The sequence below is a fragment of the Nitrospira sp. genome (genome assembly GCA_029194675.1).
In the GTDB taxonomy this organism is placed as follows: Bacteria; Nitrospirota; Nitrospiria; order Nitrospirales; family Nitrospiraceae; genus Nitrospira_D.
On the sequence record JARFXP010000010.1, the window covers coordinates 1 to 15,427 of the forward strand.

The window sequence follows — 15,427 nt, forward strand, 5'->3', positions numbered from 1 at the left end:
CGGAGCTCAAGGGCAAGATCGCGATGTTCTGTAATGTGGATAAGGATGCCGTCATCACGGCCAAAGATGTCGAGACGATCTACGAAGTGCCGATCGTATTCAGAAAAGAGGGGTTGGACGAATTGATTGTTCGTCAGCTCCATGTGGGGACCGGCCAGCCCAATCTTCGCGAGTGGGATGCGATGGTGCAAAAGATCAAGCGTCCGAAGCATGAAATTTCTGTCGCGTTGGTGGGCAAGTATGTGGGACTGAAAGAATGCTACAAGAGCTTGGGAGAAGCGCTGGTCCATGGTGGGATCGATCATGAAACCAAGGTCAATATCGATTGGATCGAGTCCGAAGATATCGAACGGCAGGGGACGGAGCGAATCCTGCGAGAGGCAGACGGCATCTTGATTCCCGGTGGATTTGGGACGCGAGGGATAGAGGGAAAAGTGACGACCATTCGGTATGCACGGGAACGTCAGGTCCCATTCCTCGGCCTGTGTTTAGGCATGCAATGTGCCGCGATCGAATTTGCGCGGAATGTAGCCGGACTGGGCGGTGCCAACAGCGCCGAGTTTGAGGAGCGATCGCCTCATCCCGTGATTCATCTCATGCCCGATCAGCATGGTGTGATCGACAAGGGGGGGACCATGCGACTCGGATCGTATCTCTGCAAGTTGGGCGAGGGGACGCTTGCGCAGAAGATGTACGGTGTGAGCGAGGTTCGTGAACGCCATCGCCATCGCTATGAATTCAATAACGCGTATCGTGAACGACTGACCGCGAAGGGACTGGTCTTGAGCGGGGTCTCTCCTGACGGGCGATTGGTCGAAATCATTGAGTTGAAGGATCATCCTTGGTTCTTGGGGACTCAATTTCACCCTGAATACAGTTCCCGTCCCCACCGTCCCCATCCGCTTTTTAGTGGGTTCGTAGGAGCTGCCCTGCGCAAGAAACTCGGCCAGTAGGTGAGATGCTGAAACCGACTTCCAACTGCGTTCTCGGCTCGTCAAAATCCTCAACGTACCCCAGAGGGTACGCTTCCGGTGTTGACTTGCCTGCGGCCTTGTTGGAAAGCCGGTTTGAGCACCTCACATGAAACGAATCTGAAAGCTATGACGCATCTCGTCGATATTGGAACGTTCAAAGTCGGACAAGGGCAGCGGCCGTTTTTGATTGCCGGGCCTTGTGTGATCGAGAGCGAACAGGTCGTGATGGACACGGCAGGGCGAGTCGCCGAGCTGACGAAGGGACTGGGGATTCCGTACATCTTCAAGTCGTCATTCGACAAGGCTAACCGCACCTCCATCAAGTCGTTTCGTGGTCCTGGGATCAAAGATGGTCTGGCCATCCTGAGCAAGGTGAAGGACCACTTTGGTCTGCCTGTCTTGACCGATGTGCATACAGAGGAGCAGGCGACGGAAGCGGGGAAAGTCGTGGATGTTCTCCAGATTCCAGCCTTTCTCTGTCGCCAGACGGATCTCCTGATTGCGGCTGCACAAACCGGAAAAGTGGTGAACGTGAAGAAGGGCCAGTTCCTCTCGCCGATAGAGATGGGCAATGCGGTGAAGAAGATCGAAGAGTGCGGAAGTCAGCGGATTCTGCTCACCGAGCGGGGATCGTCCTTCGGCTACAACAATCTTGTCGTGGATATGCGGTCCTTTCCTATTTTGAGAAATTTCGGGTATCCTGTCGTCTTTGATGCGACGCATAGTGTCCAGTTGCCTGGAGGTGGAGGGACCAAATCCAGCGGCCAGCGTGAATTTGTCGAGCCGCTGGCTTGCGCAGCGGCCGGAGCGGGCGTCGACGGATTCTTCATGGAAGTTCACCCGAATCCTGACGAGGCGCTGTCCGATGGACCGAACATGGTGCCATTACATCAATTAAAATCTCTACTTGAACGAGTCATGCGGATATGCGACGCAACAAAGCCAAGAAGCTGAAACCATCCGCGCGACGCAACAAAACGACGAAGGTGAAGGCAACAAGTCCAGTATCGAAGGCCGTGACGAGAGGCAGCAAGACCATGGTGGTGAAACCAACCGGTCGTGAATTGAAAGCCGCAAAAATGGAGGAAAGTCTCTCCGATGGCCGGCGTGTCCTCGAAATCGAAGCGCGAGCCGTTCAATCGCTTGTGGACCGGCTGGATGCCAAGTTTGCGAAGGCCGTGGATCTGCTCGTTCAATGCAAGGGAAAGGTCGCCGTATCGGGGATGGGTAAGTCAGGCCACATCGGACAAAAAATTGCTGCGACGCTCGCGAGCACCGGTACTTCGTCATTCTTCCTGCATCCCGCCGAAGGGGTGCACGGAGATCTGGGCATGTTGGCTCGTCGGGATGCGCTGGTCGCGATTTCCAACAGCGGCGAGACGCAAGAGTTACTTCAATTGCTTCCGTACGTGAAACGTCTGGGGATTCCGGTGATTGCGTTCACGGGGCGGATGACTTCGACCCTGGCGAAAAATGCCGATGTTGCGCTCGATGTGTCGGTACAGGAAGAAGCCTGCCCGATGGGACTGGCCCCGACCGCCAGCACGACCGCCACGTTGGCATTAGGCGATGCGTTGGCCGTCGCCCTCCTACAAAAACGGCAGTTCAAAGAAGAGGATTTTGCGCGATTCCATCCAGGCGGCACCTTGGGGCGGCGGTTGCTGGTCAAGGTGAAAGATCTCATGCATGCCGATTCCGAGATCCCGATGGTCCAAGCCAGCGTCGGAGGCATGGCGGCCATGCTTGAAATGAGCGCAAAAAAGCTCGGCATGACGACTGTGGTCGATCAGGAAGGTGCGTTGGTCGGCGTGATTACCGACGGCGACTTGCGACGCTTCATCCAGCGGGGCACGGATATGGTGAACACGACAGCAAGCGAGTTGGCCTCGCACAATCCCAAAACGATCGGACCACACGAATTGGCGGCAACCGCGGTGGAGATGATGGAGCGATATTCGATCACGACGCTGGTGGTGACGGAAGAGGGTCGGACGATTCGCGGTGTGATTCATTTGCACGATTTATTAAAAAACGGGATTGTCTAGGGGATAGATGCAGCCATGAACCGCGTTCTGGAGGTGTGGCGAGACATTGGGCAGGACTCGCTCAATCTGCCCAATCTCCTCACGCTCGTCCGCATTCTCTTGATTCCTGTCTTCATCATTCTCTTCGTCAATCCAACGCCTGATCAGTCGCTAGCCGCAGCCATCATCTTTACCGTCGCGGCGGTGACGGATATGTTGGACGGCTATATCGCCCGGCGAACCGGCCAGGTGACGAAGCTCGGCAAGCTGCTCGATCCGATCGCGGACAAACTTCTGGTCTTGTCGGCCCTGATTCTCCTCATGAACGTGGATCGGGTCAGCGCGCTGGTGGCGTTGCTGATTATCGCGCGCGAAGTCGCGGTTACCGGCATCCGCGCCATTGCTGCGAGTGAAGGGATGATCATCCCGGCGGAGACGACCGGCAAGTATAAGATGGCGCTCCAAGTTGTGGCCATCATCCTGCTGATCTTAGAAGGGACAGGGCTTGCCCAACTCGGCAATTTGCACTTAGCCGGCACCGTCACGTTGTATCTCTCGTTGCTGCTGGGCTACATCTCCGGCAGTCAGTATGTATGGACCTTCTGGAAGCAGGTCGTCGCGAAGGGACTCTGACGGCAGGTCAGCAACCACGCCAGGTCTCCGGGACCACTGTGCACTTTCGTTGGTCTTGAAGAGAATGGAATCTCGCTAGTCTAGCCGCGACGTGGTGGGCAACGTGCGACTTTTCAGATCTGCCTGCGCGTTGGTCCTTCTCCACTTCACCCTCACAGCCTGCAGCGAAAACGCGCAACCGCCTCAACTCGGCACGTTTGTTTACGGGAAGGCGACCGGGCATTGTCCGTCCGGTGCCCGTCCTGGGCCTGCCGGTGCAACCGATGGGAAAGTCTCCCCCTATGGCATTAAATATATGGTCCGCACGCCCTCAAACTACGATGCCGCGGTTACTCATCCTCTCTTGATGGTCTACGCTCCGGCCGGACAAAGCCGCTGGGCGTCGGAAGGCCTCACCGGCCTCACGACCGCAGCCACAGGCGCCGGGTTTATAGTGGTCTATGCCGATCATCTGCAATTGAACATTCCTGCCATTGAGTGGCTTGGGGCCATTCCTGGCCAAATCGCAACGGAGTGGTGCATCGACCAGAAGCGAGTGTTTATTACTGGTCACTCCGATGGTGGCACCGCTACGTTGGCGCTGGCTGTGCTCGAACAGACGAGGACGATCCCAGCATCGGTCGCACCGAGCGCGGCGGGATGGACGGGGAAGGATCTCGAAGAGTTTCAATGTCGCGAGCCCATTCCGGTCATGATCATGCACAGCAAGAACGATAGTTTATTTCCGGGTTGGGGAGCCCAAACATCAGCCTGGTGGGCGAGATGCAATCGTTGCGATGTCACGAAGACAAAACCAGTGAAGGGCGGATGTCGTGCCTATCAAGGATGTGCGCCGAATGGTGCAACGCTCTACTGCGAAGGAGCCGGTAGTCATCGCGAATGGCCCAACCTGAATCGAGTCATGCTGGAGTTTTTTGCGCATCCGGATAAGTTTCAGTGACGTCTGAGCATCAAGTAAGGCGTGGCTGAAGAACGTTGAGGAACGCTAGTGTTGCCTCCCTTCCATTCCTGTGATAATCCGTTCGCCCTGAGCATGTCGAAGGGCGTCCGTCCGACTTCAGGCAGTTCCGTTCATGGTTCGACAAGCTCACCACGAACGTAGTTCTTGGACTCTATCCTAAGATGGAACAACAAGTACTCATTATTGGACTCGCCGTCTGCGGCTATTTCTTAGGTGCCATCCCGTTTGGGGTCGTCATCTCAAAGGCGATGGGATTGCCTGATCCCCGCACGGTCGGAAGCAAGAACGTCGGCTTTACAAATGTCCTGCGTGTGTCGGGCAAGAAGGCCGGCATCCTGACCTTGATCGGGGATATGGGTAAAGGGTGGATAATGGGCTTCGCGGCCACACAGCTGTTGCAAGATGAATGGGCTATTTTGTTCGTCGCACTCGCTCCGTTTCTAGGCCATCTCTTTTCGCCGTTTCTTGGATTCAAGGGTGGTAAAGGTGTCGCGACGGCGCTTGGCTCAGTTCTCGGTGTTGCACCGCTAATTGGCTTGTTGCTGCTCCTGGCGTGGATTGGTGCGGTGGCCATCTGGCGCTATTCTTCCGGCGGCGCACTGACAGCTTTTGGACTCTTTCCCCTGATCGCCTTGCTGCTTCGCCCGACGACAGCATTCATCCTCTTCTCACTCGCCGTGAGCGGGCTGATTTTCATCAAACACAAGGGGAATATCGAACGGTTGCGGAAGGGGACGGAAAGTAAGATGGGAGAGCGGAAGAATTAGGGGATCAGCCAGGCCGTCCTTCTTGCTCGCCGAACGCGCGCCCTCAGAAGGGCCTTCGATGCGCGCAGGAAACGCCCTCTTCTGACTCTTCTTCACTTTATCGTGAGATGGATCTTGGTGGAAGGGTGAAGGCTAGTGCTCAGCAATCACAGCAGGTGTTATTCAGAAGTGAGAGAGAGTTGGCGTCCAATTAAGCGGGAGACCATGGCGTAGGCTCTCTGCTTGATAAGAGGGTTAGATATCGCTAGGCGAGTTTGGCCTGAAGAAAGCGGGCGAGCTTGATGGCGCCGTCGATTCCTTGTTCCACCAGTGCCCCCTCCACCTCCTTCTGTGTGATCTTTCCGTGAACCAGATCGTTTCGGATGCCTCGTAAACGATCGACAGCATCGATGGCAGACTCAACGCGGCACAGGTCGGTCTTGCCAAGAGAAAGCGGAAGCACGATGTTCAGTAGGTTGTTGAACGTTAGTTCGTCACGAAGGCGCTTGAGCTTATTGTTGCTGAAGCCGCTTTCCTTGAGGGCCTTAAGGCCATAAGCGCGAAGTAGTGTTTCGGAAATGATTGATGCTTCTATAGCCGCAGTACTTAGCTTCCGCCAACCGGCCTTGCTTCGAATTCTATAGAGCTCAAGCAGCTCGCCTTCCGGAAAGTTTCCATTCTCAGCAGCGCGCTGCATGTCTCGCCAGCGTACTGGAGTGATTAGCTGCGCTGCGGTGTACAGCGGGTTTAGCCCGCGTGGTTTGCGAAGTTTCGGTTGAAATGGCGTGAACGTCTTTCCATCAAGGCTCCACTCGACTTGATCGCGAGACAAGACGCCATTGGAGAAGAAGTTGGTTATTGACTCCGGATCCATACCCATCAGATATCGAACCTTCCCAGCTGAGTACAGGAGGGCCTCGAACCTAGTGTGGGCTTCGACATAGACGTCGTAGATCTCTTCGGCTGCTAATGTATTGGCCGCGCCCTTGCGCGCGAGACTCTGGACGAGATCTGTAGGCGCTGGTGCGTAGTGAAGTTCGATACGCCCATTTGGCAACATGATCACGTCTCGTTTCCAGAGGTACTGCTCTTCCTCCAAATAGATGACAGCCCTCGCTCGCGCCAACTGCAAGGAGAGCGGTGTATCGTGATCCTGCTTCCGCCACCTGGATGCGCCAAAACTATGAAAGCGTATATGCTTTCGGACGATGAGTTGAGACATGGAGTGGTTGCGATGCCTAACTACTAAGCACACTGACCGGCATAGTACACCAACGAACCAAAAACTGGCGCGTGATTGTTACGGGTGCACGATCACTTGTCAACGCTCTCCGTAGTACTGTCGACGATGCCGACTTGTGCGGAATAGCCGAGTTGCAAGAGGAGTTGCTCGCAGTCCTCCCAGGTCAGTCCGAAGGCACGTACGTCGGCGACGCCGATGCGGGCTATTGCATCACGAATGACTGCGAAATGAGCGGGGTCGAACTCGCCTTCCATCAGCGCGGATTCAGCACCGCAGCAAATGTGCTGCGCAACGGTCGCGCCATGGGCATGGCTGGCTTGAGGGCATGCACAGAACAAGATGTGTCCCCATTGCTTTTACGGGGATTCTCCCGTTCAGCGTTTGACGTGCCTCCGCTAAGCAGTGGTGTGCTTTCGCGCCGCTCGGCTTGAGCGGGTAGATAGACGTGCCACCTTCAAGAGAGAGCGCAAGGCCTCGTTCACTGCTGTCGAATTTCGGAAAGCCTTGGCAACATCGGGTTCGAGCACGACGACGTTCGCTCCGTCCTCTAGCAGGCGGCGATAATATTTCCCCCGAACCGCCTTCGAATAGTCGAAGGTGTATTCGGGGCGGAGATCGCCGCTGGAGACTTCGCCCTTACGTTTCATGTCGCTTCCTCTCGTGTCGCGTCGCAGGTCGTGCGCTGATGATACGTATGGCCTTGCCGCGCTCAGTGTGTGAAACGGCTAATAGCCTTCCGTGTATGGAGTAGCCAACCGTGATGAACCTCCGCTCACCGACGGAGTGATCAGGATCATCGAAGGTGGCGGATAGGGGATCATAAAACACCGTTACCGCTTCGTCAAAGGACACTCCATGTTTCCGAATGTTCCGCTTGGCCTTTTCACGATCCCACTCAAATTGCATTCAGCGGTTCCAGATCCGGGGTCACTACTTGGCGTCTACCATGAGAACATATCAACCGATATAGTAACCAACATGGGCAGAAGACTATGGGAATTCTTGCGCATGTCCCATCACTTGTCAACGCTCTCCATACTGTGAGTCGGGGGACTAGGCCGAACGGCATCGTTTCCCTATAGCTGCGGCGTGAACCAACGGAAATCACCGGGCGACGAGGCTGACTTGTGCGGAATAGCCGAGCTGCGTGAGGAGATGCTCGCCCGCCTCAGCAAGGGGCCGCGGTTGCCCGTCTCTCCGCACTAGTCAGCTGCGGAGGATGGAGCCATGGAGGAATGCGCGGCTGGTGTCCTCCGAAGTCTTGGTATAGTGCGGACACGCTTCGGCGAGGTGTCGCTGAAGAACCACCCGGGAGCACGACTGTCTGCCGTGGGGCTCCACAATCTTCCCAGGTGAGGCCAAATGCGCGCACGTCGGCGACGCCGATCCTCGCTATGACGTCGCGAATGGTTGGAAGATGAGCTGGGTCGAATTCGCCATCCATGAAAGCCGATTCTGCCCAGGCTACCAGGCTCTCTAGCGACAATTCATGATGTAAGTGTGCGGCAAGCTTTTCAGCAACCGTCTCGCGGGAGATGAGTTTGATGGTCATCATGTCTTCTGATGACTAAGCCTACCGAATATTTGTGATGAATCTCAACCAATCCCAATCCGAAAACATTTCGTAGTTAGAAGAAAAAGTACAGTATGTGGCGTGGTGGACGGGGCGCCCCACCGCGTGCAACGGAAGGGTCCCACTGGGGGATGGGTGGAGTGAGCACGGTGGGGCTGTCCGCCGCGCCGAGATTCGCAAGATACATCATTGCGGTAGAGGTTATTCAGACTAAATCTCGGGCCATCCAATGAGCTTCGTTGAATTGACTCTCCTCCACCCCCTTCATATAATGCGACTCGTTTGCGGTTTGCCTTATCCGGCGTACACTTATGCGATCGCCTTTCAGGGGAAACGCAGCGGAGAAGCTGGCGAAAGTTCGAGCCGGACTTCGCCATGCGTTTGCTGTTCGTCCTGAGACTCAGCCTCTCGCCAGTGAAGACGTTCAATTTCTGGAACGGATTGCCGAGACGATCGTCAAGCGTGGCATGGCAGCTCCAGCGACGATGTTTTTGGAATCCATGGGGCCCATGAACTTTCTCGGAAGTCAGGCGCTGCATTTCATCACACCGATCATCGATTGTGTGTTTAATGCCAAAGAAGTTGAACAGGTTGCTCGATTGCTTGAACGCCGTGACACGGTGACTCGCCTTATTTCCATGATTGAAGCCAAGTCTGCTCCAAAGGGAGCAACGGCTCAATGACGGCTTCCGCTTTCACCGCTCCCAAGATCGACCGTCCTCTCAACGTCATTGTTGCCACCGATTGCGGCAGTACCACGACTAAAGCCATTCTCATCGAGAAAGTCGGTGAGGAGTATCGGCAGACTTATCGCGGAGAAGCGCCGACGACGGTTGAAGCCCCGTTCGAAGATGTGACGCGCGGCGTGCTCAATGCCATCGCTGAAATCGAGGAGCTCTCGGGTCGGAAGATCTTAGACAGCGACAAAATCATCACGCCCTGCCGGGATGATAAGACGGGTGTGGATATTTACATCTCCACCAGCAGCGCCGGTGGTGGTTTGCAGATGATGGTGACCGGGGTCGTGCAGAACATGACAGGTGAAAGCGCGCAGCGAGCGGCGCTGGGCGCAGGAGCCATCGTGATCGATGTGTTGGCCGCAAACGATGGGCGATTGCCACACGAAAAGATCGAACGGATCCGCTCCATGAGACCCGATATGATTCTGATGTCGGGTGGGACCGATGGAGGCGCCGTGACCCACGTGGTGGAGATGGCGGAATATGTGGCGGCGGCGGAACCTCGGCCACGGTTTGGCGCGACCTACAAGTTGCCGCTCATCTATGCGGGCAACAAGGAAGCCCAGCCGCAAGTGAAAAAGATTCTGGAAGACAAATCGGCGCTGGTCGTGACGGAAAATATTCGGCCGGTCCTGGAACGAGAGAACTTGGCTCCGGCGCGAAACAAGATTCATGACCTGTTTCTCGAACATGTCATGCAGCAGGCGCCCGGTTATAAGAGGCTCATCGACATGGCGGGAGCGCCGATTATGCCGACTCCCGCAGCAGTCGGTCTGATCATGGAGACGATCGCCAAGCGGGAACATTTGAACCTGATCGGCGTCGATATCGGGGGAGCGACGACGGACGTCTTTTCTGTTTTCGATGGCGTCTTCAACCGCACAGTCAGCGCCAATCTCGGCATGTCATACAGTGTGTCGAATGTCCTTGCCGAAGCGGGACTGGCCAATATCATGCGCTGGGTCCCCTTTACTATCGACGAGCAGACGCTGCGGAACCGTATCAAGAACAAGATGATCCGTCCGACGACCATTCCACAGACACTCGATGAACTGCAAATCGAGCAGGCCATCGCGCGTGAAGCCTTGCGGCTGGCTTTGATTCACCACAAGTCGCTGGCCACAGGGTTGAAGGGTGTCCAGCAGGAGCGGACGATTTCGGATGTCTTCGAACAGCAGACTTCCGGCAAGACGTTGATCGATATGTTAAAGCTGGACCTGATCGTCGGAAGCGGCGGGATTCTCTCGCATGCGCCTCGTCGCATCCAGTCGATGCTGATGATGGTCGATGCCTATGAACCGATGGGCTGCACGAGATTGTCGGTCGACAGCATTTTCATGATGCCGCATCTCGGGGTACTGTCCACGATCAATGAGAAGGCGGCAACGGATGTGTTCGTCCGGGATTGCATGATCTATCTCGGAACCTGTGTGGCACCGATCGGACAGGGCAAAGACGGGGAACTGTGTGCCGACTATGAAATTTTCTGGCCCGATGGGAAGACCACCAAAGAGCAATTGAAGTTTGGGGAGTTGAGGTCGTTTCCATTGAACTCTGGCGAACAGGCGACGATCAAGGTCCAGCCTTCCAGGAGAGTCAACATAGGGGCTGGGGCGGGTATGGCCCTTACCAAGGAAGTCCACGGGGGTGTTGTCGGACTCTTGCTGGATGGCCGCGGGCGACCACTACAACTTCCGGCTGACCAACAAGACCGTGTCGTGGCCCTCACGAAATGGTTTGACGCAGTCGAGTTGTACCAGACTGCTAAGTAGTGAGGACTGAGGTGCCAAGAGAAGACGCATTCACTCAGTCCACAGTCCTCGTTGCTCAGTCCTGCTGAACAAGATGGCTCATTCATACACACCTGGTCTCACGGTCACCGATCATACGGTCGTTCATCGGCGGCGCATGTTGCCTCTGCCCGGAAAAATATTAGTCCATGTCGGTGACAGAGTCCGTTCCGAACAGGTGGTGGCCCGAGCGGAGTTGCCGGGAAAAGTCTTTCCAGTCAATCTCGCCAATCAACTCAGCGTGGCCCCTGGCGAAATCAGAGAGTATCTGACCAAGAAGGAAGGCGATGTTGTCGAAAAGGACGAGATCCTCGCCGAGAACAAGCCGCTGATCAAATGGTTTAAGACGGAGATTCATTCGCCGGTTGCGGGAACAATCGAATCGGTGTCAACCGTGACCGGGCAAGTCCTCCTGCGCGAACCTCCACGGGTGCTTCAGCTGCTTGCCTATGTGGACGGAACGATCATCGAAACGATTCCGCAGCAGGGTGTCGTCGTCGAGACAACTTGTAGCCTCGTCCAAGGGATCTTCGGCATCGGAGGGGAAACTTCCGGTGAAATTGTGATGGCAGTGCAGGCTACGGACGAACCACTCACTCCGAGTCATTTCAATCCGACCATGAAGGGCAAAGTCGTGGTCGGAGGATCGTTCCTTTCAGCTGAGGCCATGAAGCAGGCCAAGACAGTCGGTGTGGCCGGCTTGGTTGTCGGCGGGATTCACGATGAAGATCTGCGCGCCTTGTTGGGGTATGACCTTGGCGTTGCCATCACCGGGACGGAACAGGTGGGATTTACGTTGATCCTGACCGAGGGCTTCGGGACGATTCCAATGGCGGCCAAGACATTCAAGTTGCTCTCCACTCATGCTGGCCAGAAAGCCTCGATTTCCGGCGCCACACAGATCAGAGCCGGAGTGATCCGTCCAGAAATTATCATTCCACGGGGAGAGACAGCCGTCGGAATGACCACTCAGTCGCAACGAGAAGGAATCAGCCTCGGCGATCCGGTCCGGATCATCCGTGATCCTTTGTTCGGGCGTATCGGCGAAGTGTCGGCGCTTCCGTCCGAGCTCACCAGGATTTCCACAGAAAGCGAAGTGCGTGTGTTGGAAGTGAGGTTTTCTGATGGACAGAAAGTGGTTGTCCCACGGACGAACATCGAGGTGATCGAAGGGGCATGAGGTCCGTTACCCAACCCTCAACTGTTATGCAAAAAGCCTATGCGGTGCTCTGGACGCTGGTCTGTTTCGTTTTCGTGAGTTCTCCGGTATTCGCACAGTCAGCGTTGACGACGCCTCAAGATATACAGGTCTTCGACACGCCAAGCGATGGAGGAGGGAGCCTCACGGTACAGTGGGCTCCCGCGCCATGGGATAGCCCTGATGTCCGTTATCAGGTCTTGGTCGGCGATGCCTCCGCGACTGATCCTGCGATATTCACGGTTGTCGCGGAATTCCCGGCGAACACCAAGTATGTCAAAGGCACAAAAACGGCGTGGTGGACAAGGAATGTAGATAAGACGTGGCATCAGACGATCATCAGAAGTGCCAAGGGCGTCGAGGTCAAGGATGGCACGTCCTATGCGGTTGCGGTGGCAACGGTTCAAGACGATCGGCGGATGTTCAGCCCGGTCTTGGTGGCCACTCCTTCGCCTGACTGGTTCAACTGGAACCAGCTCAATAATCTGATCATCGCCATCTCATTCGGAGGGCTGGTCTTCTACACGATCAGTCACGCGAAACGAAACGAGATCTTTCTGCGTCGCATTCCGGGGCTTGATGCAGTGGATGAAGCGATCGGACGAGCGACGGAGCTTGGCAAGCCGATCCTCTATCTGACCGGCGCGCACGACCTGCATGATCCTTCGACGATCGCCGCTGCGGTCATCTTGGGGAAGGTCGCGAAACGGGCTGCGCTGTACGAAACGGAACTGATGGTGCCTCACCGGGAGCCGATTACGATGGCGGTCTGTCAGGAGATTACCAAGCAGGCCTATTTGGAAGCGGGAAAGCCCGATCTCTTCAAGGAAGACGCCAACTTTTTTATCACGGCCGATCAGTTCAGCTACACAGCGGCGGTGGACGGCATCATGCTGCGGAAGAAGCCGGCCGCCAATTTCTTCATGGGGGCGTATTTTGCGGAGGCCTTGCTCCTGACAGAAACCGGCGCCAGTACCGGCGCGATTCAGATTGCAGGCACCGACTCGGATCACCAGTTGCCGTTTTTCGTGACGACGTGCGATTACACGTTGATCGGTGAAGAGCTCTACGCTGCCAGTGCGTACCTTTCCAAAGAGCCGGTCCAGATCGGAACACTCCGTGGTCAAGACATTGGGAAGGCCGTGATCTTGAGCGTGCTGGCCGTTGGGACGGTCTTGGCGACGGTCGGAGTCGTCACCGGTGCCCAATGGCCGCAGATCTTTCTCGACCTCTTTCGGGATCTCAAATGATCTTCCTGCGCCGGCAACTTCCACTTTTGATCACGTTGATTTCCGGTTTGCTGTTCGCTGGCCAGTACTATGTGCCGCATCCGGCCTCGGAACAGATGCTCACCTCTGCCACGAAGTGGCTGCAGATCATCGGGGGGTTCGCATTGATCTTGGGTGTAACCAGTCTGTTTCATCAACATGCGGTCAAGATCAAACGGCAAGAAGCGGGATGGGGCTATAGCCTTGTCTTGTATGTCGGGATGCTAGGAACGATTGCCGTCGGACTGTGGGCCAACGGAAAAGAGAGCGTCGATGGGGCCATGACGGCATTCGGCTGGGTGTACAACTTCATGATGGTGCCGCTGCAAGGCACGATGTTCGCCATCCTGGCATTCTTCATCGCATCGGCTGCCTACCGTTCGTTCAGGGCCAGAAGTCGTGAAGCGGCGGTGCTCTTGGTGGCAGCCGTGATTGTGATGATGGGACGGGTACCGCTGGGCGAGTATCTGATTCCCATGAGCGGCGATGTGTCTTCCTGGATCTTGAATGTGCTCAACGCCTCTGTGCGCCGGGCTATTCTGATCGGAGTCAGTCTCGGTGCCGTGGCCTTGTCGTTCAAGATTATTTTCGGCGTAGAACGGTCATATCTTGGTGGCGGTAAGGAGTGAGAACGTTCGCATGACTCTTTCTGAGCGGATGCTCCAGATCGATCGGCGGATCATCTTTCTGGTGATTGGGCTCTGCACACTCTTGCCGTTGCTCTATCCGGTCGGTTTGCCGATCAAGATTACCTCGGAAGTGCGCGGCGTGTACGACCATATCGAGTCGCTGCCGGAACACTCGGTCTTTCTCCTTTCAATTGATTTTGATCCGGCATCCAAACCCGAACTGTACCCCCAAGCTATAGCCATACTGCGCCATGCTTTCAGTAAAAAGCTTCGAGTGATCACCATGACACTATGGGTGTCCGGTACCGGGATGGCTGATCAGTTGGTCACACAAGTCGCCAGAGAAATGGAGAAAGAATACGGAAAAGACTATGCCTTTCTCGGATGGAGTCCGGGAGGGCAGGCGGTGATCATCAATATGGGGCAGGACCTCTATTCGGCCTTTCCCAGCGACTATGGCGGCAAGCCCACGAAGGACTTGCCGATTTTGGACGGCGTGCGAAATTTGAAGGATGTGACTTACATGGTCAGCCTGGGAGCAGGGAAGCCCGGAGTCGAAGAGTGGTACGTCTTCGGCAAAGACAAATACAAGTTTGAAATGGGCGGCGGATGCACGGGAGTCATGGCTCCGGGACTGTATCCGTTGCTACGGAGTGGGCAGATCAACGGTCTCATCGGCGGTCTCCGTGGCGCAGCGGAATACGAAAGCCTCATCGGCCAGAAGGGTAAGGCTGTGGCCGGAATGGATGCGCAGTCCGCCACGCATATGGCCATCATTGTCCTGGTGATCATGTGCAACGCATTCTACTTTTCGCTGCGGCAGCAGAGAGGGTGAAGCATCAGTGATAACCATGCCGTTTGAGTTGATCGTGGGGGCTTGGGTTGCAACCGGCTTGACCCTCCTCATCTTCACGTTCCTGTACAAAGACAACCCGCTTTTCAAACTGGCGGAACACCTCTACGTCGGAGTCTCCGTCGGGTACATAATCGTCAAGACATACGATACCGTGATTGTCCACTTGGTCGTCAAGCCGATCGTGGAAAATGGTGAAGTCGCTCTTCTGATTCCGGTCGCCATCGGGATGCTCATGTTGACTCGATATGTGCCGAAAGCCGCCTGGATGTCCCGGTACGCGTTTGCCCTGATCGTCGGGATGGGGGCAGGGCTGGCGATTCCGAGGACGATTTCCTCGTTTATTCTGAAACAAATCGAGGATACGGTGAGGCCGTTGCTGTCGCTTACAGGGCCGGATGGCATTACGTTCTCGATGGATGTGCTCAATCCTTCCAGCAACCTCAACGCGATCATCATCCTGCTCGGGGTCAGCTCAGTCCTGTTCTACTTCTTCTTTTCGATCGAGCATAGCGGGGTGGGAAAGGCGGTTGCGCGAACCGGCATCATCTTCCTGATGATTTCTTTCGGCGCGGCTTTCGGGTACACGGTTATGGCTCGCATGTCGCTCTTGATCGGCCGATTGACCGATTTGATCGAATTCTCCGATGCCTCGTATGGTCGGCCTACCATCTGGTTAGTGATTCTCATTGCTGGAGCGCTCTTCGTGCTCGCTCGACGAAGACCAGATCATCCTCCTGATAGGCAATAGATCGGTCATGACGTTGGTTGCAGCGGCGTCGGTCCGTCCCCTAC

General features: G+C 55.8%; 17 protein-coding genes. 13 read left to right on the forward strand and 4 right to left on the reverse strand.

The window, feature by feature from the left end; all coding sequences use genetic code 11:
• From P0120_23760 to plsY, 6 genes are all read left to right on the forward strand, one after another.
• Window positions 1-953: CTP synthase (locus tag P0120_23760; protein MDF0677325.1), on the forward strand; the 953-nt coding region annotated here is incomplete at its 5' end.
• 114 nt (window positions 954-1,067) lie between these two features.
• The gene (gene kdsA / locus P0120_23765) at window positions 1,068-1,928 is read left to right on the forward strand and encodes a 3-deoxy-8-phosphooctulonate synthase (GenBank protein ID MDF0677326.1); all 861 of its coding nucleotides are present in this window, start codon (window positions 1,068-1,070) and stop codon (window positions 1,926-1,928) included.
• The gene (locus tag P0120_23770) at window positions 1,901-3,019 is read left to right on the forward strand and encodes a KpsF/GutQ family sugar-phosphate isomerase (protein ID MDF0677327.1); all 1,119 of its coding nucleotides are present in this window, start codon (window positions 1,901-1,903) and stop codon (window positions 3,017-3,019) included. Before kdsA ends, P0120_23770 begins: the two co-directional genes overlap by 28 nt.
• 15 nt (window positions 3,020-3,034) lie before the next feature.
• Window positions 3,035-3,631, forward strand: a complete 597-nt coding sequence (gene pgsA, locus P0120_23775; GenBank protein MDF0677328.1) for a CDP-diacylglycerol--glycerol-3-phosphate 3-phosphatidyltransferase — start codon at window positions 3,035-3,037, stop codon at window positions 3,629-3,631.
• Window positions 3,632-3,734: 103 nt separating this feature from the next.
• Window positions 3,735-4,571, forward strand: coding sequence for a hypothetical protein (locus P0120_23780; protein MDF0677329.1), 837 nt, complete (start codon window positions 3,735-3,737; stop codon window positions 4,569-4,571).
• Between the two features lie 182 nt (window positions 4,572-4,753).
• Window positions 4,754-5,359 carry a glycerol-3-phosphate 1-O-acyltransferase PlsY gene (gene plsY, locus P0120_23785; protein ID MDF0677330.1) on the forward strand — a complete coding sequence of 202 codons (606 nt, stop codon included), beginning with the start codon at window positions 4,754-4,756 and terminating at the stop codon, window positions 5,357-5,359.
• A gap of 244 nt (window positions 5,360-5,603) precedes the next feature.
• Here plsY and P0120_23790 read toward each other — a convergent pair whose 3' ends face one another.
• The 4 genes from P0120_23790 to P0120_23805 form a co-directional block, all read right to left on the reverse strand.
• Entirely contained in the window at window positions 5,604-6,560 is a 957-nt protein-coding gene (locus P0120_23790) for a hypothetical protein (GenBank protein MDF0677331.1), read from the reverse strand.
• 92 nt (window positions 6,561-6,652) lie between these two features.
• A complete protein-coding gene (locus P0120_23795; GenBank protein ID MDF0677332.1) occupies window positions 6,653-6,919 on the reverse strand; it encodes a hypothetical protein in 267 nt (88 codons plus the stop codon).
• A 57-nt stretch (window positions 6,920-6,976) separates the two neighbouring features.
• Window positions 6,977-7,228 (reverse strand): hypothetical protein, encoded by a 252-nt coding sequence (locus tag P0120_23800; GenBank protein ID MDF0677333.1) that lies wholly within the window; start codon window positions 7,226-7,228, stop codon window positions 6,977-6,979.
• The gene (locus P0120_23805; protein MDF0677334.1) at window positions 7,218-7,487 is read right to left on the reverse strand and encodes a BrnT family toxin; all 270 of its coding nucleotides are present in this window, start codon (window positions 7,485-7,487) and stop codon (window positions 7,218-7,220) included. Before P0120_23805 ends, P0120_23800 begins: the two co-directional genes overlap by 11 nt.
• Window positions 7,488-8,465: 978 nt before the next feature.
• Between P0120_23805 and P0120_23810 the strand changes: the two genes are divergently transcribed.
• The 7 genes from P0120_23810 (at window position 8,466) to P0120_23840 (ending at window position 15,383) form a co-directional block, all read left to right on the forward strand.
• The gene (locus P0120_23810) at window positions 8,466-8,837 is read left to right on the forward strand and encodes a hypothetical protein (protein MDF0677335.1); all 372 of its coding nucleotides are present in this window, start codon (window positions 8,466-8,468) and stop codon (window positions 8,835-8,837) included.
• Window positions 8,834-10,666, forward strand: a complete 1,833-nt coding sequence (locus P0120_23815; GenBank protein ID MDF0677336.1) for a glutamate mutase L — start codon at window positions 8,834-8,836, stop codon at window positions 10,664-10,666. Before P0120_23810 ends, P0120_23815 begins: the two co-directional genes overlap by 4 nt.
• A 73-nt stretch (window positions 10,667-10,739) precedes the next feature.
• Complete coding sequence (locus P0120_23820) at window positions 10,740-11,864, forward strand: hypothetical protein (GenBank protein MDF0677337.1); 1,125 nt, start codon at window positions 10,740-10,742, stop codon at window positions 11,862-11,864.
• A complete protein-coding gene (locus P0120_23825) occupies window positions 11,861-13,132 on the forward strand; it encodes a hypothetical protein (protein MDF0677338.1) in 1,272 nt (423 codons plus the stop codon). The genes P0120_23820 and P0120_23825 overlap by 4 nt, the downstream gene beginning before the upstream one ends.
• Entirely contained in the window at window positions 13,129-13,779 is a 651-nt protein-coding gene (locus tag P0120_23830) for a hypothetical protein (protein MDF0677339.1), read from the forward strand. Before P0120_23825 ends, P0120_23830 begins: the two co-directional genes overlap by 4 nt.
• 10 nt (window positions 13,780-13,789) lie before the next feature.
• Window positions 13,790-14,614, forward strand: a complete 825-nt coding sequence (locus P0120_23835; protein ID MDF0677340.1) for a hypothetical protein — start codon at window positions 13,790-13,792, stop codon at window positions 14,612-14,614.
• 16 nt (window positions 14,615-14,630) lie between these two features.
• Window positions 14,631-15,383: a hypothetical protein gene (locus P0120_23840; protein MDF0677341.1), complete on the forward strand. Its 753-nt coding sequence runs from the start codon at window positions 14,631-14,633 to the stop codon at window positions 15,381-15,383.
• Window positions 15,384-15,427: the final 44 nt, after the last annotated feature.